Origin of the sequence: Oxalobacteraceae sp. CFBP 8761 (assembly GCA_014841595.1) — a bacterium.
GTDB lineage: Bacteria > Pseudomonadota > Gammaproteobacteria > Burkholderiales > Burkholderiaceae_D > Telluria.
Genome location: JACYUE010000001.1, coordinates 1,481,552 through 1,505,276, shown reverse-complemented (window position 1 = coordinate 1,505,276; position 23,725 = coordinate 1,481,552). Strand labels below are relative to the sequence as shown.

General features: G+C 63.5%; 15 protein-coding genes and 2 pseudogenes. 2 read left to right on the top strand and 15 right to left on the bottom strand.

From position 1 onward, the window contains the following. Nucleotides 1-358: 358 nt before the first annotated feature. The 6 genes and pseudogenes from IFU00_06660 to IFU00_06635 all read right to left on the bottom strand — a co-directional run bounded on the left by IFU00_06660 (nt 359) and on the right by IFU00_06635 (nt 6,474). A complete protein-coding gene (locus tag IFU00_06660) occupies nt 359-1,444 on the bottom strand; it encodes a DUF1911 domain-containing protein (GenBank protein ID MBD8541967.1) in 1,086 nt (361 codons plus the stop codon). A 653-nt stretch (nt 1,445-2,097) separates the two neighbouring features. Then, the gene (locus tag IFU00_06655; GenBank protein ID MBD8541966.1) at nt 2,098-2,991 is read right to left on the bottom strand and encodes a DUF1911 domain-containing protein; all 894 of its coding nucleotides are present in this window, start codon (nt 2,989-2,991) and stop codon (nt 2,098-2,100) included. A gap of 495 nt (nt 2,992-3,486) precedes the next feature. Next, nucleotides 3,487-4,248, bottom strand: coding sequence for a hypothetical protein (locus IFU00_06650; protein ID MBD8541965.1), 762 nt, complete (start codon nt 4,246-4,248; stop codon nt 3,487-3,489). After that, nucleotides 4,248-5,252 carry an OmpA family protein gene (locus IFU00_06645; GenBank protein MBD8541964.1) on the bottom strand — a complete coding sequence of 335 codons (1,005 nt, stop codon included), beginning with the start codon at nt 5,250-5,252 and terminating at the stop codon, nt 4,248-4,250. The genes IFU00_06650 and IFU00_06645 overlap by 1 nt, the downstream gene beginning before the upstream one ends. Before the next feature lie 57 nt (nt 5,253-5,309). Beyond that, nucleotides 5,310-6,245, bottom strand: a complete 936-nt coding sequence (locus IFU00_06640) for a hypothetical protein (protein ID MBD8541963.1) — start codon at nt 6,243-6,245, stop codon at nt 5,310-5,312. A 55-nt stretch (nt 6,246-6,300) separates the two neighbouring features. Continuing rightward, nucleotides 6,301-6,474: pseudogene (locus IFU00_06635) on the bottom strand (pilus assembly protein). Nucleotides 6,475-7,055: 581 nt separating this feature from the next. Here IFU00_06635 and IFU00_06630 point away from each other — a divergent pair. Beyond that, a pseudogene (locus IFU00_06630) lies at nt 7,056-7,437 on the top strand (IS6 family transposase). Nucleotides 7,438-7,624: 187 nt separating this feature from the next. Here IFU00_06630 and IFU00_06625 read toward each other — a convergent pair. The 4 genes from IFU00_06625 to IFU00_06610 form a co-directional block, all read right to left on the bottom strand. Further along, the gene (locus tag IFU00_06625; protein ID MBD8541962.1) at nt 7,625-8,593 is read right to left on the bottom strand and encodes an HDOD domain-containing protein; all 969 of its coding nucleotides are present in this window, start codon (nt 8,591-8,593) and stop codon (nt 7,625-7,627) included. Nucleotides 8,594-8,765: 172 nt separating this feature from the next. Then, nucleotides 8,766-9,290, bottom strand: a complete 525-nt coding sequence (locus tag IFU00_06620; GenBank protein ID MBD8541961.1) for an ATP-binding protein — start codon at nt 9,288-9,290, stop codon at nt 8,766-8,768. A gap of 2 nt (nt 9,291-9,292) precedes the next feature. Further along, on the bottom strand, nt 9,293-9,886 hold the full coding sequence (locus IFU00_06615) for a nicotinamide mononucleotide transporter (protein MBD8541960.1): 594 nt from the start codon (nt 9,884-9,886) through the stop codon (nt 9,293-9,295). A 15-nt stretch (nt 9,887-9,901) separates the two neighbouring features. Further along, on the bottom strand, nt 9,902-12,040 hold the full coding sequence (locus IFU00_06610) for a S46 family peptidase (protein MBD8541959.1): 2,139 nt from the start codon (nt 12,038-12,040) through the stop codon (nt 9,902-9,904). 175 nt (nt 12,041-12,215) lie between these two features. Here IFU00_06610 and IFU00_06605 point away from each other — a divergent pair, with 175 nt between their 5' ends. Further along, the gene (locus IFU00_06605; protein ID MBD8541958.1) at nt 12,216-13,523 is read left to right on the top strand and encodes a GGDEF domain-containing protein; all 1,308 of its coding nucleotides are present in this window, start codon (nt 12,216-12,218) and stop codon (nt 13,521-13,523) included. Here IFU00_06605 and IFU00_06600 read toward each other — a convergent pair. Genes IFU00_06600 through IFU00_06580 form a run of 5 tightly spaced genes read right to left on the bottom strand, consistent with a single transcriptional unit; the run spans nt 13,520 to nt 23,722 of the window. Next, nucleotides 13,520-14,482, bottom strand: coding sequence for an HDOD domain-containing protein (locus IFU00_06600; GenBank protein MBD8541957.1), 963 nt, complete (start codon nt 14,480-14,482; stop codon nt 13,520-13,522). The genes IFU00_06605 and IFU00_06600 overlap by 4 nt on opposite strands. Before the next feature lie 46 nt (nt 14,483-14,528). Continuing rightward, complete coding sequence (locus IFU00_06595) at nt 14,529-15,992, bottom strand: efflux transporter outer membrane subunit (GenBank protein MBD8541956.1); 1,464 nt, start codon at nt 15,990-15,992, stop codon at nt 14,529-14,531. Continuing rightward, nucleotides 15,989-19,270 (bottom strand): efflux RND transporter permease subunit, encoded by a 3,282-nt coding sequence (locus IFU00_06590; GenBank protein ID MBD8541955.1) that lies wholly within the window; start codon nt 19,268-19,270, stop codon nt 15,989-15,991. Before IFU00_06590 ends, IFU00_06595 begins: the two co-directional genes overlap by 4 nt. Further along, entirely contained in the window at nt 19,267-22,362 is a 3,096-nt protein-coding gene (locus IFU00_06585) for an efflux RND transporter permease subunit (protein MBD8541954.1), read from the bottom strand. The genes IFU00_06590 and IFU00_06585 overlap by 4 nt, the downstream gene beginning before the upstream one ends. Before the next feature lie 31 nt (nt 22,363-22,393). Then, nucleotides 22,394-23,722, bottom strand: coding sequence for an efflux RND transporter periplasmic adaptor subunit (locus IFU00_06580; protein MBD8541953.1), 1,329 nt, complete (start codon nt 23,720-23,722; stop codon nt 22,394-22,396). Between the last annotated feature and the right edge of the window lie 3 nt (nt 23,723-23,725).

Sequence of the window (23,725 nt, the reverse complement as noted above, 5' to 3'; positions counted from 1 at the left end):
TAAACTCGTATGCGACCGAACTGTCGACTGAATCTCGTCAAGGCGATCACCTCTGCCATATCGGTGCAACACCATCTTTTGGGACAAGCCCATCTGCTCGTAGCTATACCAGATCTGCCGCTCCAATGTGAGCGTGGCGAACTTTTCTTTGCGCCAACCCATATGGCGATCGTAATGTTCGAAAAATTCCGCGTAACTCGTCATATTACCTGCAGGATCACGCATTCAAGTTTCCTTCATATTCCCTGTTTGGGATCCCAAGGATCCCCTGCCGCCTTAGTTTGTGTAGAAATTTAGACCTGGCCCCTTGGTTTGCGTCCCCTAGTTTATGACCCCTTAATTTGCGTTCTCCTTGTAGTCAGTCTTTGTAGATGGCTTCGGGCGCGCGCGTGCGTATGCTCAGGCTGTGGCTCAGTTCAAGCAATTCGGCGTGGTACTCGGTCTTGACCACGACGGCGTGCCAGGCGTCATCGTCGTTGTCGAGATCGACCAGGCGGTAACCTCGCGGCTGCAGCCAGTGTGCGAACGCCAGCAGGCCTGCACTGCAGCGGGCCGGGCCAAATGGCGGGCCGGGTGGGCCGTCGAAATCGCCCAATGCACGTTGCTCGGCAAGTTGGGCGGCCTGTAGAAGCGTTGTTTCATCATCTTTGATATCCGCTTCGATTGCCTGGCTCGAGTCGGCCAGCGATTCCATCAGTTCGTTGATGTCCTCTACCTTGCGCGGTTTGCCGATCGTCTCCAGCACAGCTTCGGTGGCATCCATATCGCCGTCGCAAACCAGTTCGACCCATCGTGCAAAGGCCTTGCGTTTCGAGTTTGCCAAGTCAGCCTTCTTAGAAGGCGGAGGTGCTTCGACTGGAACACCAGAACCCACCCCTTCGGCCCGCCATGCGTCACGTGTGTGCCGCACGTTAGCTCGGTAGTACTCAACCAGATCGCGTGGATAATACGGATTGTCGCTAAACGAACGGTCGTCGAGATCATAGGCACATACAGCCAAGGCAAGCTCGAAGGCAAAATCGCAAAACAGGTTGTCACCGCGAGCCACGGGATCAAGATCCGGCTTCCATCCCCATGGCCGCATTATTTGGCACCAGCGATTCAAGTGGTTGGCCAACGCCTGCGTCCGCTCTTCGCCAGACATGGCTAGAGAACGAAGAATGGGAATCATCCACACCGCAGCGAATTGATCCATTTTGTAATTTTTGGCTAATTCGAAGTCGGGAATGAACGCCTTTGTCAAGATATCTAGAAGATAGGATCGCCTTTTCGAATCTGGCGGAATAAGCTGTCGAAGCTGGACTAGAAATTCGCTTGACTCCGTGACAAGCAGTGCAATTGCAAAAAATCCCAGGGCACCTCGATTTGTTCCGCCCAACGGATAAGGATCGTATGTCTGGGAATGATCGGCATATCCTCTTAAAAACTCCGAACTCTCGTGCATTAAGGCAATCCGGGACAAAACTTCCAATCGAATATCAGCCAGCTCCCTACCCGCACCGTACTGGTATACAACTGCTTTCCCGGAAAATTCAAAATCCCGAAAATGGTAGAGAAGCCGTGTTTCGAGAGGCGCCTTGAACCGCCCCCCTTGCATTGACCTTTCGCTCTTGACATGGCTTTCGATGATTTCAGTGTACTTACTGACGCTACCCGCAGGATCCCGCATCTGTCCAGTTTTCATTCATGGCTCCCATTTTTTTTAGTCACGACCGGCTTACTATTCTTATCATCTTTAATAATATGACAAGAGCGTCCATTAGGGTCCTGCTGAGCATATATCTTTGTGACTTTCTTGTTGCTAAGCTGATTAAGAATTAGTTCACGCTCATTTTTTCCATCGGGGTCGGGCAATGGTGACGGGGTCAGGTGACGGGCTCAGCTCTGACATTTGGACACGACTTCGACGCTTTACTGCATTGCGTTACTAGCTCTCAAACAACCTAACAAAGGCGAGTTCCCGTTGACGTCGCGCTCTACTTTTTAATCTTTTGGCTGAGGATGAAGTCGTGTCCGAAAATCAGACCTGACGCCTTAGTTTAGAAAGCAGACCGGACCCGTTAGTTTGTGCCCCCTTAATTTGCGTTCTCCTTGTGGTCAGCCGTGGTAGACGGTGTCGGGCGCGCGCGCGCGTATTTTCAGCCTGTTGCTCAGCTCAATCAGTTCGGCGTGGTATTCGGTTTTGACCACGACGGCGTGCCAGGCATCGTCGTCGTTATCGAGGTCGACCAGGCAGTAGCCGCGCGGCTGTAGCCAGTGTGCGAACGCCAACAGGCCGGCACTGCATCGGGCTGGACCGAATGGTGGGCCGGACGGCCCGTCGAATTCACCGACGTCACGCTGTTCAGCAAGCTCACCTGCCTGATACAGCGCCGTTTCGTCGTCCTTCATATCAGCGTGGATAGCCTGATTCTCCTCGCCGAGGGCTTCCATCAGTGCATCTATACGTTCCAGCTTGCGTGGTTTTCCGATTACCTCAAGAACAGACTCTGTGACGTCGATATTACCGTCGCAGACTAGCTCAATCCAACGTGCGATGCCCTTGCGCTTGGTCTTGGTGAGGTCGGCCTTCTTCGGCGGCGGCGGCGCACTGACCGCAACACCGGCGCCAACACCTTCGGCACGCCAAGCATCACGCGTGTAACGCAGATGAGCGCGATAATATTCCACAAGATCGCGTGGATAATAAGGATGGTCGCAGAAAGTACGATCATCAATATCGTAGGCGCACACGACCAAGGCCACTTCAAACGAAAAATCGCAGAAAATCCGGTCCTTGGCAGAACGCGGCACAAGATCGGGTTTGCATCCCCACGGGCGCAGCATTCGGCACCAATTTTTCATATGGCGCTCCAATCCTTCGGCGCGCTCTTCGGGTGCAGAAGCAACTATCCGCAATACCGGTTCCATCCATATTGCCGCATTTTTATCTGCCTTGTATTTCTGTTGGATAGCGTGATCGGGGACCAAGGCCTTAATCAAGACATCCATGAGATAAGACTGCCGCCTTCCATCGGGAGCAAGAAGTTTTCGGAACAGATCGACATGATCTGGCTGCGGCAGCAGCAGCAGCGCCAGCGCAGTAAAAGCGGTATCGCCACGCCTCTCGTCTTCGACCGCGTAGAAATTTCTATTGTTATCCGTACCGTTAATACGGACGAATTCGCTGTTGGTTACCATAACAGGCAGACGAGCCACGATCTCTTGCTGGATCACCTCTATCGCGTCACCAATTCCATATTGATGCAGGATGAGATCCCGGGACGTGCCTATCGTTTGCAACTTAAACCATACCTCTTGCTCCAAAGACTCAGGGGTATAAGTAGTAATTATTCTCTCTGTATGCAATGCTTCCATCACAAACTGATTATAACGATCAATATTTCCGACTGGATCGCGCATGATTTTTTCATTTCGAAGGAGTCCACTTTCCCTTGGCAGGCACAGCGCGGCGAGGCGGGACGCATGGATGATATTCATCGTGGTTCAGGGCGCTGTGCAACGTTCGGCAATGCGGGTGAGCGTGGTGCGCTCGTGAATCCGGACCGGCACTTGGCCATGCATGCGCGCGATGGCTTGTCGCGCAAGCGCCTGCTCCTGTGGGGTTTTCGCGCCGGCCAGGGCTTGCGCCATCATCGCCTCTGCCGCCCCGCGGTCGCGCGCCAGGCTGGCTTCAAGGCGCGGCATGTCGGCCAGCGCCCGGGCGGCGCGAGCGCGATCGGCGGCCGACGCGGCGCTGCTCGCGGCCATCTGCAGCATTGCCCGGGTGCTATCCAGGTTGGGCGTGGCCCCGCCCGACATGTCGGTCTCGGTCACGTATTCCCAGGTTGTGGCGTCCAGGCGGCGAATTCTGAGCGTGAATTTTCCGGTAGGGCACGCGGCAACCTGTACCAGGCCTTGGGCACTGCGGCTGGGCGGCTGCGTCTTGCAGGCCGCCGCGGCGAATGCCGGCGGCAGCACCTGTGCGCCGGCCTTGATGCATTGCGTTAGCGGCGCGTCGCCCTTGTCGATTCTTGTGCCACCGTCCTGGCCGGCGATTACCGAGCGGGACGCCTGGTCGCCGCTGGCGCCGTCGGAGCGAAAGGTCGTACTGGCCTCATGCGGGCCGACCTTTTCGTCCTTGCGGGTGGTGTTGTCGACCCGGTACAGCCCCGGCGGCGGTAGCTCCTGGGGCACGGCAGCGGCGGCGGCCTGGGCCTGCGCGGCCAGCGTCATCAGAAGCCCGGTTGCGATGATCCGGCCCGTCATCAGCGCACCACCATTTCCACGCGCCGGTTCCTGGCGCGCCCGTCCTCGCGGGTGTTGACCGCAGCCGGTGCGAAGTTGGCCACACCTTGCGCCTGCAGACGGTTCGGGGCGATGCCATGGCGCGAGACCAGGGCGTCGACCACGGCCTGTGCCCGCCGGCGCGACAAATCGACATTGCCGGCCACCGCGCCCTGGTTGTCGGTATGCCCGACGATGAAGACATCGAGCGCAGCGTCGGCCTTCAGGGCGCCGGCCATCTCGCCCAGGGTAGCGCCCGATTCGGGCTTGATGACAGCCTGATTGGTATCGAACAGCACGCCATACAGGGCAACGCGGCCTTCGCGCCGGAGCGAAGAACGAATTGCCGCCGCATCGACCATCACCTTGCCTCCCTCGAGGCGGGCCGACTCGATCACCTGCACCAGTTGCTGGACCCTGCCGGCGTTATGGCGGTCGTTGTCGCCAGCGCGCAGCGCGACCTGCACATCGACCGACGCGTCCCCGTCGCGCTTGCGCGCGTGCACGTAGTGGAAGCCTGGCTTGTACTCGAACATCCGGCGCAAGTAGCCCTGCGAACCGGCGCTGGGAATCCAGCGCATTTTTTCTACCCAGCGCACCATCTGGTTTTGCGTGCGATCCTGCTTGCATCTGGCTTCCTCGCACTCGTACAGCACCTCGAAACCGGCCTGCCTGAGCGCCTGCTGGTAGTTGCGGAACACCTCGAGCGGTGAGCGCTGCGCCGGCGCCCAGTACAGACGATTGGTCAGCTTGCCTTCGATCTCTTCGATCTCCCCGCCGTGCTTGCCGGCGACGAAGACCTTGGCCGTGCCGTAGTTCTCGCCCCCGTGCAGGTAGAGAATCGAGCCGGCATAGCGGAAGATGAGCGGATGGTCGCCTGCGCCGGGCAGATCGGTGGAATACCGGTTGGCCTGCGCGCCGACAGTTGCGCTCGCAGTCGCAAATGACAGGGCGGCAAGGATCAAGGGCACAGCCCGGTGGGACATCACATGCATTGCTTCACGCCCTTCTTTGTATTCAACAATCGACTTCCCTGCACATCGCTAGCGCCGGCGGTCATCGGGTACCACATCGACATTGATCCGGCCCGCATCGATGCCGGATGCGGCAACTGCGTCCCAAGGCTCGATACCGGCCTTTGCTGCCCTGACGACCGCGCCCAATCTCTGCGCGGTCGGTACGCTGCGCGCCACCATGTCACCGGTGCCGCTGCTGCCGTTGGCGCCCCACCGTGCAGCTCCAGGCGCCGCTGCCAGTGGTGACATCGAGCGCCAGCCAGCGCTCTTGTCCTCGCTGAGCTGGCTGGCGCCGGCGTGCACGAAGCTGGGCGTTGTGCGCGACCTGACATGGTTCGGCAGCAGCCCCTCAGCATGGGGAGAGGAATCGTTGGCGCGATAGCGGAAGGTTGCGTTGCCCCAGGTAACGGTCTGGACGTTGGTGCCGTTAAGCCTGAATTCGCCGTTGGTCAGTTCGGCCTGCGGGTCATTCCGCGTGACCACTTCATCCGCGACCAGTGCCATGTCGAGGATGGTGGCTGCGTGATGAGCCTGCTGCGCCGTCTCGTGCGCCATGATGAGGCGATTGAGGCCGGTGACCGTCACCGGCGCAATTGCCGCGAACGTCGAGTTCAGGGACTGGATGGCCAACCGCTTGCCGAGGTCCCATGCTGGTTCCCTGGTCGGCAAAGTGGATGCTTTAAAGTCGAGGAGCAACTCGCTCATTCTTTGCTGGGTATCAGCCGCGTCTTCGGGATAGGATTTCAGGCTTACAAGCTGGACGACGGCGACTTGGTTGGCGACCATCGACCGGTTGGTATAGGCGGCGAAGTTATGGTCCCGCGCCTGCAGCAACGCTGCACTACAGGCGCCGGCATCGGCCGCGTTCTGCAAGCGGGTCTTGGCATTGGCCAGCATGCCGCTATTGAAAAGAAGGAGCGCAATGAGCGCGGCAACGGCGCCAAAGACCAGCGTGAACGCCATTACCTGCCCCGCCTGCCGCGTCGCTCCGAATCGGCATGAACGCCTTCTCGTCGCCTGCATCGTCGGTTGCTGCTGTTGTTCCTGCCGCCTGGATCTGGGTTGCGGAATCGACGCCGGCCATTTCATTGGCCAGGCCGGCGGTCTGGATACGCATCGTTTGACCAAATACAGAGTTCACACCGATCGCCGCAACCGCGATAAGGGCCTCAATAATCATGTATTAAATCATTCCCTCATCGCGTTGGCGGTGCAGGCTAAGGCTATATTGTTTCATGGGCTTCTCCGGTTCATAAGGAATATGCATGCCTTGACGACTCGAAGATCGTATAAGGATTTATTAATATGAACAAGGGATTTTTCGCTTTGATTCCTATCAATGTTGATAGGAAAATGTATTTTAAAAATAAGAATCTTTTGTTTCCGTGTATTAATTAATTTGTGAACGAGCCCCCCCGGATTGAATATGACATTATTCGATCTCCATCCGGCAACAGATCCACAACAGGCACTCTCATATACGGCCATTACGGAAATAAACAGAGCTACGCAATACAATGCCACGCTTTGAGAGAATATAATAATCGTCTATTTCGCGATCATTACAGACCATCCCACAAGTGGCTTTCCCTGAATGAGTAATCATGGAATATGCATCGTGAATAGAACCGATGCTGATATGTCTGTTTGATGAAGCAGTCATCGATTGAACGGGGCTTTTTATACTCACGGCGAATAAATGGGCCTGTCGAGTTGGCGAACCCTGGCGAGCCGGTCGGGTGAACTGCGGTGCCCAACCCAGGATAGCTCGACATGCTCAACTTCAAAGGGACACGATTTCCGATCGATGTGATCCTGGTCCACATCGCTGGTGTGCAGCCTACCCGCCGAACTACCGGCACCCCAACGAGATCGGAGGCATCTCGCATATGAATCAGACGTACATCAAGGTCGAGGGCGTCTGCAAGTATCGCTACCGCGCTGTCGGCAAGCAAGGCAATGGAGCTAACGGCGATCCGGACAAGGTCGCGATGGACAAGAACGGCGCCAACAATGCAGCAATCGATGCAATCAACGCCGGGCGCGCGGTACCGCCCCTGGTGCGCCACTCACATACCTCAATAACATCGTCGAACAGGATCACTGCGCCATCAAGCGGGTAAGAAGGCCGATGCTCAACTTCAAATCATTCCGCGACGCCGGGATCCTGGTGAGTTCAAGGAGGCGATTTTGCTGGCCAATCAATGCGTGGCAAGAGACAGGGATGGATGCAGACCGGCCATGGTTGGGTAACCTCCATCTTTGATTGACGTCATCACCGACACGTCGCGCCGCTGCGATGAGCTGCACAGATCCCCTCCGCACGCCTGGTCATACAGGACTTATTCCGACAACTCCAGCAACTTGCCCAGACACCGCCGCTCAAATCCGTTCAACCCCTGCATCACCAGCGGATCATCATCACCGATCACCCCAGCGTCCAGCAGCAAGCGCAGCGTCGCGATCCGGTCACCCAGCGCCAGCGCCTGCGCCGGATGCGAGCCCTCCGCCTCATGCGCCTGCGCGATCGCCTTGACGACATCCGGCGGAAAATCCCAGTGGCTGGCAATCACCGATGACAGCTCGCGGCTGGCGGCAAAGAACGCGATGCCGAATTCGCCGGAGCCCGGCACCTTGCCTTGGCAGACGCGGTCGGCCACCTGAAACGCCACCTGCAAGCCGAGGTTCTGCATCAAGCCGGACAGGTAGGCTTCGAACACGCCGGCTGACAGCCCCGGCGCCATGACGCTGGCGGCGAATGCGCAGCGTTCGGCATGCTTCCAGACGATCGGTGCGACCTGGCGCGCCACGCCCTGCACCGTCACGCGCAGCAGCGGCCTGAATGCGATGCGTGCGAGCAGCATGCGCAGGCCGTTCAGGCCCAGCATCGTCACCGCCCCTTCCAGCGTTTCGATGGGCGTCACCGGGCGGTAATAGGCGCTGTTCGCTTCGCGGATGACTTCAGCCACCAGCACCAGGTCGCGCCCCACCTGAGCCGACAGCGCGCCGGTCGAGATGTTCTCGTCCGACAGCGAGGTCAAGAGCTGCGCGATGAGTTCGGGGATACGTGGCACCAGACCGGCCGCGCAGACCGGATCGGCGGCGAGCGAGCGCACTTCGCGCAGGATTTGCGCCTCCTGTTCAGGGGATGCCTTGCAGCGGCTGCTGGCCGTCAACCAACGGTAATAGGTAGCCTGGACCTCGGTCGCGACGGCTTGATCGTCGTCGAACGTCAGCGTTGCGCTGACCGGCGCCGGCGCGATGGTTTCCTTCTCGGCGCTGCCCAGCAAGCGACCAATCCAATTTTTCATCGCGTCCCGTCCCGTGTTCAGAAAGTGGCATATTGTAATGCCACAAAGAAACAAAGCGACGTGGCCATGAAACTATTTGCCGTCACCCTGCACGTCTCTGTCTTATCGGCGCAGCGCGCGACCAGCACATGATGGCGATCAAACGTCGTGGCAAGCTTGCCGACGATATGACTTACGGTACGCCGAGCAGCTGTTCCACCTGCCGCAAGCGTTGCGGCAGGTCCCCTGCCAGCAAGGTGTAGGCAATGCCGCGCGTGGCGAGCGTCTCGAGCAGCAGCCGGTGCACCATCTGGCGCACCTCCTCGGATTCGCGCTGCAGGCCGTCCGGTTCCCACGGGCCGTCGGGCGCCGTCACCAGCGTGATGGCGTAGGCGTGACGCGCGGCGAGCTGCGCCAGTTGCGCGTCCACACGGTCCCAGTACACGCGGCTGTACAGCGCCGTCATCAGCGCCGTCGTGTCGCAGAACAGGTAGCGCCGCGCGACGCCGGCTGCTGCATCTTCGCGCGCCAGTTGCGTGTGCGCGATGCCGAACTGGTCTTCCTCACGCGGAACGCGCGCATGGACGTCGACGAATTCGCGCAGGTATTCCGGCACCCAGACGGTGTCGTAGCGGCGCGCCAGCGCTTCGGACAACGTGGACTTGCCTGACGATTCCGCGCCCAGGATTGCAATCCTGGCCACACCGGCCACCGGCATGTTCATGTCCGCTGCTCCACATGCGCCGCCCAGGCACGCAGCCCGGCAATAGCCAGCAGCACGAACACGCCATACAGCACCGCCGTGAGCATCAGGCCCTTGTAGACATACAGGCCGACATACAGGATGTCGACCGCGATCCAGATGTGCCAGTTCTCGAGCTTCTTGCGCGCCAGGAGCAGTTGCCCCATCAGGCTGCCGGCGGTGAGGAAGCCATCGGCGTGTGGCACGTCGGTGTCGGTGAAATGATCGAGGAAGGTCGAGAGCACCACGAAGCCGGCGAACCAGGCGACGAGTACCCAGGCGCTGGTACCGGGATTGAGGCGCTTGACAACCAGCGGACCATTGCCGGCGCCGCGCAGCCACATAGTCCAGCCCCAGATCGACGCGATGATGAACACGAACTGCAGCCCCATGTCGCCATACAGCCGCGCGTCGAAAAACACCACCGCGTAGGTGGCGGACGACGCGATCGAGAACAGCCAGGCCCAGTGTTTCTGGCGGATGTTGAGCACGACGGTGATGACGGCCAGCAGGAACGAGATCAGTTCGAGTGGCGACGTCGTCAGGCCGGCAAGGACAAGGGGTTCGTTCATGCGGACGTACCCGGCTTACTTCTTCGGATACTTGATCGTCATTTCCTTGAGCAGGTTGTCGGCATGGTCGACCTCCTTCATCACCCACAGCATGTAGCGGATATCCACGTGGATCGCGCGCGTGATGGCGGTGTCGAAGTACCAGTCCTTGGTGATCGATTCATAGGTCGAATCGAAGTTCAGGCCCACCAGCTCGCCCCGCCCGTTCATCACGGCCGAACCTGAATTGCCGCCCGTGGTGTCGGCGCTCGACAGGAAGTTGACCGGCACGGTGCCCAGCGCCTTGTCCTTGAACACGCCGTAGCGCTTGCCCTGAATCGCTTCCTTGAGCGCGGCCGGAACGATGAACGGATCCTTATCGGTTTCCTTCTCAAGAATGCCTTCGACGGTCGTGAACGGGCCTTTCAGCAGGCCGTCGCGCGGTGAGTACGGCGACACCGTGCCGTAGGTCACGCGCAGCGTCGAGTTGGCGTCCGGGTAGACCGGCTTGCCCTGCGACGTCTTGAACGCGATCACGGCCGCCATGTATTGCGGGATCACGCGTTCAAGGTTGCCGTCGATCTCGTTGCGCCCGTTTTCCAGCACCATGCCGGCGTCGTGCAGGCGCACGGCCAGCGCGATGAACGGATCGTTCGAGGCGCGGAAGGCCTGCGGGTCCTTGCCGATCCAGGCCAGGCGCTTGGCGGTGTCGGCCAGCTCGCTGCTGCGGTACATTGCCGGCAGCGCCGCTTCCGTCGGCAGCAGCGCGTCGAGACCCTGCGGGCGCACGGCGCCATCGATACGCGCGTAGCGGGCCAGCGCGGCCTTGTAGCGCGCTTCGTCCACGCTCGGGACGAACGATTGCTCGAGCCGCGTCAGGCGCGCCTTGATGAACGACAGGTCGCGTTCCTGGTAGCCGCCTTCGCGCTGCGCATCCGGCTTCTGGCGTTCGAGGGCCAGGCGGTACAGCGTGCGTGCGCTCTTGAGCAGGTCGCTGTGGGTCGCTTCATTCCACGCAGATTCCTGGCGTTGCAGGGCCATGTCGCGGGCGATCACGGCGTCCAGTTCGGTCAGCAGGTTCTTGTTCGCGCCAGCATGGCTTTGCTGCCAGGTGCGGAACTCGGCGTCCTGCACGTCCTTGATGGCGGCAATGTCCTTGCGCGCGAAGCCGTCCATCAGGCCCTGCGTCTTTTTCAGCACGTTGTTCAGGCTCTTGGCCACGCTCGCATAGCGCACGTCCCAGGCGGGATTGTCCTTGGTTGCGGCGGCGATGATGGCCAGGTCGGCCGTGATCGTGGCTGCCTTGGCCGGGAAATCGACGTCGCGCGCGAAGCGGATCTCGCTTGGCAGCTTGTAGCGGCTGGTGCGGCCCGGATAGCCGGCCAGCAGGATCGGATCGCCGTTCTTCAGGCCTTCGGCCGACACCAGCAGGAAGTCCTTCGAACGGTATGGCACGTTGTCCGGCGACGGGTCGGCCGGACGGCCGTCCTTGCCAACGTAGGCGCGCAGGAACGAGTAATCGCCCGTCTGGCGCGGCCACTCGTAGTTGTCGATGTCGCCGCCGAAGTTGCCGATGCGGTCCGACGGCGCGTGCACCAGGCGCACGTCGCGGATCATCAGCTGCTTGATGCGGTAGTACTCCAGGCCGCGGTGAAACGCCGGCACCGAGCAGCGCGTCGATTTGTCGGTCTCGCATTCGGCGATCAAGGCCTTCACGCGCGCGGCCACCAGTGCATGGCGCTCGCTGCCCGACAGCGTGGGGCTCAGGCCATCCAGCACGCGCTTAGTGACGTTCTCGACCTTTTCGGTCACGTAGATCAGCGTGTTCGGGCCGCCCGGCAGTTCTTCGGCGCGGGTCCTGGCCAAAAAGCCATTGACGATGTAGTTCTGTTCCGGGGTCGAATTGCGCTGGATCGCGCCGTAGGCGCAGTGGTGGTTCGTGACCACCAGGCCATCGGGCGAGACGAACGAGGCCGAGCAGCCACCGAGCGACACCATGGCGCTCATCGGATGCTTGCTCAGGTCGGCCAGCTTCGAAGCCGGCATCGTGATGCCAATGCGCTTGAGTTCGGACGAGAGCTGCGGCAGCTGGTGCGGTTGCCACTGGCCTTCGTCGGCAAAGGCGGCGGTCGCGGCGCCCAGGAGGGCGACAGGCAGGAAAATCGATTTGAACAAGACAACACCCTGGATGAAAAAAGCAATGCGGGAGTATATCGCCGTTGTATCCCAACCGTGTCGATTTATGGCGATGCGACCGCCGCACCGGTCGCGTCAACACTGCGTCATATTGGTCTGGCACGATGTAATATTGTCGTTTTGCAAGACGGGCATCCAGGAAAGGCATGCAAACATGACAAGCGAGGCATCACTGTACCGACATACTGTTCTGTATCTCTGCCAGAGTTTCTTCATCAAGGACAACCGGGCAGAGTTGCTGCTGCACGCGCACAAATACGATTTCGACATCCGCTTCTTCAGCGAACTGGCGCAATTTATCGCAGCCGTCGACGCCGATCGCGGCACCAGCCTGTTCGTGATCGACCTCGACACCCTGCACAATATGCAGGCCGACCTGCAGGATGGGCGCAAGACGCTGATGCTGGGTGAATTGCTGGCGCGCCTGCCGCCCGGTCACAGCTATGTGTACCTGCAATCGAGCCGCCAGGGCAGCCGCTTCCTGCTGCAGCAACGGCTGGTCGACAGCCATTGCCTGGCGTATGCCGAAAAGCCGATCGCCAACGATGTGCTGGTCGACAAGCTGTTCAACCTGTTCGTGCAAAGCAAGCGGGGCGACGCCGTCACACTGGTCACGCTCGGCCTGCCCGGCAGCCTGGATGACGCGGCGCTGCGCGACCAGCGCATCGACGTCAGTTACCACGCCGACCCATCCACGTTGCACCTGCGCGTCAAGGAATTGCAGCCCGATCTGGTCTTGATCCCCGACAGCGACTACCTGCGGGTGGACGCCCTGGCGCGCGTGATGCAAAAGAATATCGAGGCTGACCCGGTGCGCGAAATCGTGCTGCTGCAGCGCCGCCCGGACGACGCCCTGGCCCGGCGCGCGCTGGGCGATGGCTTTGACGCCGTCCTGCCCGACACCGGCTCGGGCATGCTCGAAGCGCAACTGGCCAACCGCGCGGCCAAGATCCGCGTCAACAAGGATTTGATCGGCAAGGACCGCGCCACCGGCCTGCTCAACAAGGTCGGGCTGCGGCGTAAAACGCAGGACCTGATCCGCCAGGCCACGCTGGAAGACAAACCGCTGGCATTCGGCGTCATTGACATCGACAAGTTCAAGACCATCAACGACACCTGGGGCCACCATTTCGGCGACATCGTCATCAAGCGGCTATGCCTGTGCCTGGCGCCGCAGATGGGCGAGCGCGATCTGCTCAGCCGCTTTGGCGGCGAGGAGTTCGTGGTGGTGTTCTGGGACTGCACGCTGGCGCAGGCCTGGCCGCGGCTGGACGCGCTGCGCGCCGCCTTCGGCGCCATCGCGTTCCAGGTGGCGCCGGGCGACGAGCGGCGCTTTTCGTTCAGCGGCGGCCTGGCCGCGTTTCCGGCGCAGCGCAGCGAAAACGAACTGTTCGTGCAAGCCGATGCGATGCTCTACACGGCCAAGCAAGGTGGGCGCAACCGGATCTGCCCGGCGCGCTAAACGCGGATGTCGGCCAGCTTGCCCAGGCAGCGCCGTTCAAAGCTGTCCAGGCCAGCGCTGACGAGGCTGTCGTCCTCCGCGACGACGTGCGCGTCGATCAAGAGGCGCAGCTTGGCGATCTGGTCGCCCCGCTCCAGCGCCCGGGCCAGCGCCGAGGCGGCCGGCGTGCTGGAAGTGGCGATGGCCTGCACGACATCCGGCGGAAACTCCCAGTGCGCCGCGATCGACGCAGACAGCCCCCGGCTGACGGCAAACAGCCGGGCGCCGAATTCGCTCGAGCCGGGAATCTTGCCCGCTTCGGCCGCGCGCTCGGCCAGGCGGAAGGCCACCAGCAAGCCCAGGTTCTGCATCAGGCCAGCCAGGTACGCTTCGAACACACCGGCAGCCATGCCCGGCGCCATCAGGCTTGACGCCAGCGCACACTTCTCCGCCTGGTGCCACACGAGCGGCGCAGCGTGGCGTGCAAAGCCGGTGTCGGCCATGCGCAAGAGCGGCCGGAACGCGATCCGCGCCAGCAGCATGCGCAGGCCGTTCTGACCGAGCATCAACAGCGCGGCATCGAGCGACTTGATGGGCTGCAGCGGGCGGTAATAGGCACTGTTGGCTTCGCGGATCACCTCGGCCACCAGCACCGTGTCGCGCTCGACCGAGCGTGCGAGCGCGCCCTGCGACACGGCGTCGTCGGCCAGGTCGCGCAGCAGTTCGGGGATCAGTTCGGGGATGCGCGGCACCAGGCCGCTGGCCGCGCCCGGGTCGAGCGCCAGCGTGCGCACCAGGTCCAGCAGGTGCTCTTCGACCTCGGGCGTGGCATCGTAGCCGGCCGAAGCGGTCAGCCAGCGGTAATACGCGGCGTCGACCTGCACCGCAAGGTCGTGCGCCGCTTCGCCGGCCGGCGCTTCGCTGGCATCAGGGGCCGGCGCCTTGTCGGCGCCCAGCATACGGTCAATCCATTTTTTCATAAAGTCGCTCGGGCCTCGGATGCGTCATTGTAAGCCCTGGCCCGGCTTAATTGACAATTGGCGGTGCGTTGTTCACCTCTGCGTCGGTCCAGCCGCCGCCCAGCGCCTGGATCAGCGACACCGCCGCCGTCTGACGGTCGGCCTGCACCTGCACCAGCTGGCGACGCGCATTGAGCGCCGTGACCTGCGCCTGCACCACCTCGGTATAGCTCACCTGCCCCGCCTGGTAGCGGTTCAGGATCTGCTGCTCGACCAAGCCGGCCGCTTCGGCCGCCTCGACGCGCAACTGCTGCTGCTGTTCGAGCACGCGCGTGGCGGCCAGGCCATTCTCGACATCGGCGAACGCCGTCAGGACCACCTGGCGGTAGTTGGCCACGGTGGCCTGCTGGCGTGCCTCGGCGCCTTCGACACTGGCGCGGGTGGCGCCGGCATTGAACAGCGTCTGCGCCGCCGACAGGCCAAACGACCAGGCCGCGTTCGACAGCGAAAACAGGTCGCCCACGCGGCTCGTGTTGTTGCCGTACGAAGCCGACAGCCCGAAGGTCGGGAAGTAGGCCGAGCGGGCGATGCCGATGTCGGCATTCGCCACGGCGACATCGCGTTCGGCGGCGGCGATGTCGGGCCGGCGCTGCAGCAGTGTGGATGGCACGCCGACCGGCACGGCCGGCACCACGACCTGCCATGGCGTGCTTGCCAGCGCAAAGCTCGACGGACTCTGGCCAACCAGCACCGCGATCGCGTGTTCGAGTTCGGCGCGCGAGCGCTGCAGGCCAAGTGCATCGCTGCGCGCCGTGGCCAATTGCGTCTGCGCCTGCAGCACGTCCGAGCGCGCCGAGACGCCGGCCGCGAAGCGGTTCGACGTGATCTGCAGCACGCGTTCGTAGCCCTCGATGGTGGCCGTGAGCATGCCGATCTGGGCGTCGGTCTGGCGCAGCGAGAAGTAGTTGATCGCCAGCTCGCCAAGCGCCGCAAGGCGCACGCTGGCCAGATCGGCGGCGCTGGCCTGGGCGCTGGCTTCGGCCGCATCGACCGCCGTGCGCAGGCGGCCGAACACGTCCGGCTCCCAGCTTGCGCCGATCTGCAGGCGGTAGGCGCTGGCGGCACCGCGGTTATTGTCGCCGCTGCCACCGCCGGCACGGTCGCCGCCGGCGCCAAGCGACACCACCGGGAACAGCGACGCGCGCTGCTGCGCGACGATCGAGCGCGCCTGGGCATAGTTGGCCACGGCGACGGCAATGTTCTGGTTGGCCGCTTCCACCTGACGGCTCAGGCGATCGAGTTCCGGGTCGTTGAACAGCTGCCACCAGGGACCGCGCTCGAGTGCGTCGGCGGGCGCGGCAGGCTCCCAGCCCGGCAAGGGCGCGTTGACGCCCTCGTAGCTTGTCGGTACCGGGCCGGCCGGCAGCGCGGCAGGCCGTTCGTAAACGGGCCCGACGGCGCAGCCACCGAGGCCGAGGGCCATGGCGAGGAGGGTCAGGCGCAGGGAGGTCGAGATTTGCATGGGCATCATGGTTTGGCGAGCGATGGGCCGGCACCCGGCGTCGGATCGACGTCGTGCGGATGGCGGCTCAACGCGTGTTCATCGGGTTTGCGGGTGCGCAGCTTGTCGAGCAAGACATACACGACCGGCGTGGTAAGCAGTGTCAGGAGCTGGCTGGCGACCAGGCCGCCGATGATGGCGATGCCCAGCGGCCGGCGCAATTCGGAGCCTTCGCCGAAGCCAATCGCCAGCGGCAAAGCGCCCAGCGCGGCAGCCAGCGTCGTCATCAGGATCGGGCGGAAGCGCAGCATGCAGGCTTCGCGCACCGCTTCCATTGCGGTAAGGCCGCGTGCACGCTCGGCCTCCAGCGCAAAGTCGATGATCAGGATCGCATTCTTCTTCACGATGCCGATCAGGAGGAACACGCCGATCAGCGCAATGATCGAGAACTCCATCTTGAACATCAAGAGCGCCAGAACCGCGCCCACGCCCGCCGACGGCAGCGTCGAGAGCACGGTAATCGGATGGATCAGGCTTTCGTACAGAATGCCAAGCACGATGTAGATGACGACGATCGCGGCCAGGATCAGCAGCGGCTGCTCCTGGCTCGACGCCTGCGCTGCCGCAGCGGTGCCCTGGAAGCTGCCGCGCACATTGATCGGCATGCCGATGTCGGCTTCGGCCTGGCGCACGGCGGCTTCGCCGTCGGTCAGCGTGAAGCCTTCGTTCAGGTTGTACGACACCGTGGTGGCCAGTTCGCCATCCTGGTGGCTGACTGACGTTGCCGTGGCGCTCTCGGCGAAGCTGGCAATCGCCGACAGCGGCACCATCGTCGCGGCGTTGTCGGCCAGCGCCTGGCCACCGGACGGATCGCGCGCCGCCGTCAGGCTTGCTGTCGCCGAGGTCGCCGCGCCCGCAGCACCGGCAGCGGCGGCCGTGCCGGTACTGGACGACACGACGTTCTCGCTCCCGCCAGCGGCCCGCGCCGGCACGTACACGTCCTTCAGCGCTTCGGGCGACTGCGCATACTTTTGCGCCACGCCCATCACGACGTGGTACTGGTTCAGCTCATCGTAGATGTTCGCTACCTGGCGCTGGCCGAACGCGTTGTACAGCGCATTGGTCACGTCGCGCGTGGTGATGCCCATGCGCGCTGCACTCTCCTTGTCGATCGTGACATAGGTTTCCACGCCGTTTTCGGCCTGATCGGTGTCGACGTCGACCAGCGCCGGCTGCCCTTTCATGGCCTCGGCCAGTTTGGCGGCCCACTGCTTGAGGTCTTCCGCGTTGTCACTCTTGAGCGTGTACTGGTAGGTCGAGTTGCTCGAGCGCCCGCCCATGCGCAAGTCCTGCACCGGATTCAGGAAGATCGTGATGCCGGTGACCTTGGCCAGTTGCGGGCGCAGGCGCGCGATCACGGCCTGCGCCGCGACATCGCGCTCGCTCACCGGCTTCAGGTTGACGAACATGAAGCCGCCGCCAGCGCGCCCGCCGCCCGTGAACGCGACGACCGTTTCGACGGCCGGATCCTTGCGGATGATCTCGACCAGCTGGTAAATCTTCTTCTGCATGGCCTGCGACGAGATGCTCTGGTCGGCGCGGATGCCGCCATTCATCTGGCCGGAATCCTGCTGCGGGAAGAAGCCCTTCGGTGCATTGGTGAACAGGTAGATGTTCAGGCCGACCGTAAACAGCAGGATGATCATGACCAGCACCTTGCTGGCCAGCGCCCAGTCAAGGGCATGTTCGTAGACGCGCAGTACGCGCGCAAAGCCGCCTTCGGACCAGCGCGCGAGACGCCCCGGCTTCTTGTCCTTGTCTTCGGGGCGCAGCAGCCAGGCGCACATCATCGGCGTCGTCGTCAGCGAGATCACGAGCGAGATCAGCACCGCGGCCGACAGCGTGACGGCAAATTCGCGGAACAGGCGACCCACCTGTCCGCCCATGAACAACAGCGGGATGAACACGGCCACCAGCGACAGCGAAATCGACAGCACCGTGAAGCCCACTTCGCGCGCGCCGAGCAAGGCCGCCGCCATGCGGTCCATGCCATTTTCGATATGACGCGCCGTATTTTCCAGCACCACGATCGCATCGTCGACGACAAAGCCGGCCGCCACGGTCAGCGCCATCAGCGACAGGTTGTTCAGCGAAAAGCCCAGCGCATACATGACGCCGAAAGTGCCCAGCAGCGAGACGACCGTCGCCACTGCCGGGATCACGGTGGCGCGCAGGCTGCGCAGGAACACGCTGACCACGGCCACCACCAGCACGATCGACAGCACCAGCGTGAATTCGATCTCGTGCAGCGAGGCGCGGATCGAGTTGGTGCGGTCCGACGCGATCGCCAGCTGAATGTCCCCGGGCAGCTGCGCCTGCAGCGACGGCAGCAGGTCGCGGATACCATCGACGGTTTCGATGACGTTGGCGTCGGGCTGGCGCGTGACCAGCACGATCACGGCCGGCTGGCCGTTGAACAGGCCCAGCGTATAGATGTTCTCGGGGCCGTCGAACACGGTCGCCACGTCGGACAGGCGCACGGCGGCGCCATTGCGCCAGGCGACCACGAGGTCCTTGTAATCGGCAGCGCTGCGACCATCGCCACCGGCTGGCTGCGAATAGATCTGCAGGCGGTTGCCATTGCTGTCGATCTCACCCTTGGGGCGGTTCGGGTTGGTGGCCTGAATCGCGGCGCGCACGTCCTCGGCCGAGACGCCATAGCGGTTCAGCGAATACGGCACCAGCTCGACCCGCACGGCCGGCAGCGAACCGCCACCGATTTCGACTTCGCCCACGCCCTTGACCTGGGCCAGGCGCTGCTGCACGAGATTCGAGACCGACTCGAAAATCTCCGCCGGCGCCTTGGTTTTGGACGTCAGCGCCAGGATCAGTACCGGTGCATCCGACGGGTTGGCTTTACGGTAGGTCGGATTGCTGCGCAGCGTGGCCGGCAGGTCGGCGCGCGAGGCGCTGATCGCCGCCTGCACTTCGCGCGCGGCGGAATCGATCTGGCGATTCAGTTCGAACTGCAGGTTGATCCGGGTCGAGCCGGTACCACTGCTGGACGTCATTTCGTTGACGCCCGCGATCGCCCCAAGGCGCCGCTCGAGCGGCGTGGCCACGCTCGAGGCCATCGTGTCGGGACTCGCGCCCGGCAGCGAGGCCGACACCGAAATGGTCGGATAGTCGACCTGCGGCAGCGGCGCCACCGGCAGCACGAAGAAGGCGGCAATGCCGGCCAGCGCGATGCCGATGGTCAGCAGGACCGTGGCGATCGGCCGTTCGACGAAGGGGCGCGACAGGTTCATGCGCCCGCTCCCTCGGTTTTGTGCGGCGCCTTGCCCGTCAGGCGCCGCGCGGTGCGGTCGAACGCCAGGTAGATCACCGGCGTGGTGAACAGCGTCAGGAGCTGGCTCAGGACCAGGCCACCGAACATCGCCAGGCCCAGTGGGCGCCGCAGTTCGGCGCCCTCGCCCGTACCCAGCATCAGCGGCACCGCCGCGAACAGCGCCGCCAGCGTCGTCATCAGGATCGGGCGGAAGCGCAGCAAGGCCGCCTGGCGGATTGCGTCCAGTGGCGATTTGCCTTCTTCGCGCTCGGCCTCGATCGCGAAGTCGATCATCATGATCGCGTTCTTCTTGACGATGCCGATCAACAGGATCATGCCGATGATGCCGATCACGCCCAGCCCCTGGCCGCTGACCCACAGCGCCAGCAGCGCACCCACGCCAGCCGACGGCAGCGTCGACAGGATGGTGAGCGGGTGAATATAGCTTTCATACAGCACGCCCAGCACGATGTAGACGCACACGACGGCCGCCATGATCAGCCACAGCTGGTTCGACAGCGACGACTCGTAGGCACCGGATGCGCCCAGGAAGGTCATGCTGACCGAGGCCGGCATGCCGATGTCCACGGCTGCGGCGCGGATCGCAGCCACCGCATCGCCCAGCGAGGCGCCGGCTGCAGTATCGAAACCGACCGTGGCAGCCGGGTACTGCGCCACGTGGATCACCTGCAGCGGCGCCTGGCGTTCAGTGATCGTGGCCACCGCCGACAGGGGCGTCGACTGGCCCGAGCCGGTACGCAGTTGCAGCCGGCCCAGCGCGGCGATCGACATCGCTTCGTCCCGCTGCGCTTCCAGAATCACGCGGTATTGATTGGTCTCGGTGAAGATGGTCGAGACGATGCGCTGGCCGAAGGCGCTGTAGAGCGCATCGTCAATGGACGCGGCCGTGATCGACAGACGCGACGCCGTGTCGCGGTCGATGTCGATGAACGCGGCAGCGCCGGTCGCGCCGGCATCGGTCACGGCCGTGCGCAGCTCGGGCAAGGTGCCGATCTTGGTCGTGAGCTTGCGCGCCCATGCGTTGACCAGCTCCGTATCGGCGCCTTCGACCGAGAAGCGGTACTGGGTCGGGCCGCTTTCGGCATCGATCGTCAGGTCTTGCGTCGGCTGCAGGAACAGCTGCAGGCCCGCGACATTGGCGACACGCTCGCGCAGCCGCAACATCGTCTCGGCCTGGTCGCCACGATCGGCCTTCAGGTTGATCAGCATGGTGCCGGTATGGAGCATCGTGTTGTTGGCTGCGTCGACGCCCACATACGAGGCGACCGACTCGACCGCCTCGTCCTGCATGATGCGGCGCGCCGCTTCCTGCTGCAGCTTGGCCATGTCGGTGTACGAGATCGACTGGCGTGCCTGCACGCGCGCCTGCAGCTGGCCGGTGTCCTGGGTCGGGAACAGGCCTTTCGGGATGATCGTCCACATCACGGCGGTCAGCACGACGGTGGCCAGGGCCACCAGCAGGGTCAAGCCCTGGCGCTTCAGCACCCAGCCCAGCATCACGTCGTAGCGCGCGATCACGCGGTCAAAGAAGGCCTGGAACTTGACGGCAAAGCGACTTGGTTTTTCATTCTCGTGGCTGCGCAGCCAGCGCCCGGCCATCATCGGCACGAGCGTGAGCGACACCACGCCCGAGATCAGGATCGTGATGGCCAGCGTGACGGCAAATTCGCGGAACAGACGCCCGACCACGTCGCCCATGAACAGCAGCGGGATCAGCACGGCGATCAGCGAGACGGTCAGGGAGATGATCGTGAAGCCGATCTGCGTGGCGCCCTTGATCGCGGCGGCCATCGGGGCCTCGCCCTTTTCGATGTAGCGCGCGATGTTCTCGATCATGACGATCGCATCGTCGACGACAAAGCCGGTGGCAATCGTCAGCGCCATCAGCGACAGGTTGTTCAGGCTGTAACCGAGCAGGTACATCACGCCGAAGCTGCCGATCAGCGAGATCGGCACGGCCAGGCTGGCAATCACGGTCGCGCGCAGGTCGTGCAGGAACGCGAAGATCACCAGCACCACCATGATCACGGCCAGCACCAGCTCGATCTGCACGTGCTTGACCGAGGCGCGGATACCCGTGGTACGGTCGCTCAGCACATCCATGCGCAGCGCGCTCGGCAAGCCGGCCTGCAGTTCGGGCAGGCGCGCCTTGATCGCGTCAACGGTGGCGATCACGTTCGCGCCCGGCTGGCGCTGCACGTTCAGAATGATCGCCGGCTTCATGTTGGCCCAGGCGCCCAGGCGCACGTTCTCGGCGCTGTCGACGACCTTCGCCACCTCGAGCAGCTTGACCGGTGCGCCGTTGCGGTAGGCGACGATCAGGTTCTGGTAGTCGGGCACCGTGACCAGCTGATCGTTGGCATTGATCGCGTACGAGCGCGTCGGGCCGTCGAAGCTGCCCTTGGCGCTGTTGGCATTGGCGGCGGTGATCGCGGTGCGCAGCGTGTCGAGGCCCAGGCCATACGATGCGAGGGCATCGGTATCGGCCTGGATGCGCACGGCCGGCCGCTGGCCGCCCGACAGCGACACCTGGCCCACACCGGAGACCTGGCTGATCTTCAGGGCCAGGCGCGTGTTGACGAGGTTCTGGACTTCAGTCAGCGGCAGCGTGTCGGACGTGATTGCGAGCGTCAGCACCGGCGCATCTGCTGGATTGACCTTCGCGTAGACCGGCGGCGCCGGCAGGTCGGTCGGCAGCAGCGAACCGCCGGCATTGATCGCGGCCTGGACTTCCTGCTCGGCCACGTCGAGCGTCTCGCCCAGCGCGAACTGCAGCGTGACCATCGACACGCCGGCGGCGCTGGTGGAACTCATGCGGGTCAGGCCGGACATCTGGCCGAACTGGCGTTCGAGCGGCGCGGTGACGGTGCGCGCCATGACTTCGGGGCTCGCGCCCGGATACAGCGTCTGCACCTGGATGGTCGGGAAGTCGACCTGCGGCAGCGCGGCGAGCGGCAGGAAGCGGTAGCCCACCAGGCCGGACAGCACGATTGCCAGCATCAGGAGGGCCGTGGCGACCGGCCGCTGGATGAAGGGGGTCGAGGGACTCACGCGTTGCTCCCCTGCGCCGGATACGGCACCATCATTGCGGTGCTCCCCGCGCCGGCCGGCCTGCGCCCTCGCGCCCGCCCTGCCCCGCGCCACGCGCGCCGCCCGGCTTGTCGCCCGGCAGCACGACGCTGGCGCCATCGCGCAGGCGGTCGGCGCCTTCGGTAATCACCTGCTCGCCCGCTTTCAGGCCGCTGGCGATCTGCACCTTGTCCACGGTCGCCTGGCCGCGCTTGACGGTGCGCAGCGACACGGTGCGCTTGGCGGCGTCGAGGACATAAACGAAGTCGCCATCGGTGCCATGGCGCAGCGCCGTGACCGGCACCTGCACCGCGTTCTGGATCGTGTTGACGGTCAGGCGCAGGTTGACGAACTGGCTCGGGAACAGCTTGCCATCGGTATTCGTAAAGCGGGCCTTGGCGCGCACGGTGCCGGTCGACGTATCGACCTGGTTGTCCAGCGCGATGAAGCTGCCCGTGGCCAGTGCATCGGTGCGGGTGCGGTCCAGCGCGGTGGCCGGCAGCTTCGCGCCTTGCGTGATGCGCTGCTGCAGCACCGGCAAGCCATCCTGCGGCACTGCGAATTCAACGTCGATCGGGGCCAGTTGCGTGATCACGGCGATGCCGGCGGTGTCGCCGCTGCCGACCAGATTGCCCACGTCGACCGTGCGCAGGCCAACGCGCCCGCCGATCGGTGCGCGCACCGTGGCGTAATCGAGATTGAGCTGGGCCGTGCCTTCGGCGGCGCGGTCGATCGTCGCCGTACCTTCGAGCTGCTTGACCAGCGCGGCCTGCGTGTCGACTTCCTGACGCGCGATCGAATCCTGTTCGAGCAGCGTCTGGAAGCGCTTGAGCGTGACGCGCGCGCTGTCGAGCTGCGCTTCGTCGCGCTGGCGCTGGCCGCGCGCCTGCAGCAGCGCCATCTGGAACGGGCGCGGATCGATCGTCGCGAGCACCTGGCCCGGCTTGACCAGTTCACCCTCGGTAAAGTGGATCTTCTGGACCACACCCGAGACCTGCGGGCGCACGGTCACGATCGCGGCCGGCACCACGGTGCCCAGCGCTTCGAGGGTGACCGGGATGTTGGCCACCGTCGCAGTAGCGACACCGACCGTCGTCGCCGGGCCGCCCCTGCCACCGCCGGGGCCACCAGGGCCACGACCGCCACCGCCACCGCCACCAGGGCCGCCTGCCGACATCCCCGGTCCGCCCGGGCCGCTGGCAGGTGCCGGGTTGATCAGCGTCCAGGCCAGATAGCCCAGGGCGGCCATCGACAGCACGGCAATGGTGCCGCCAATGACACGGGTGCGCTTCTTGCGCGGCGGGCGGCTGGTGGCGGGAGGGATCGGAGAATGCTGGTCCATGCT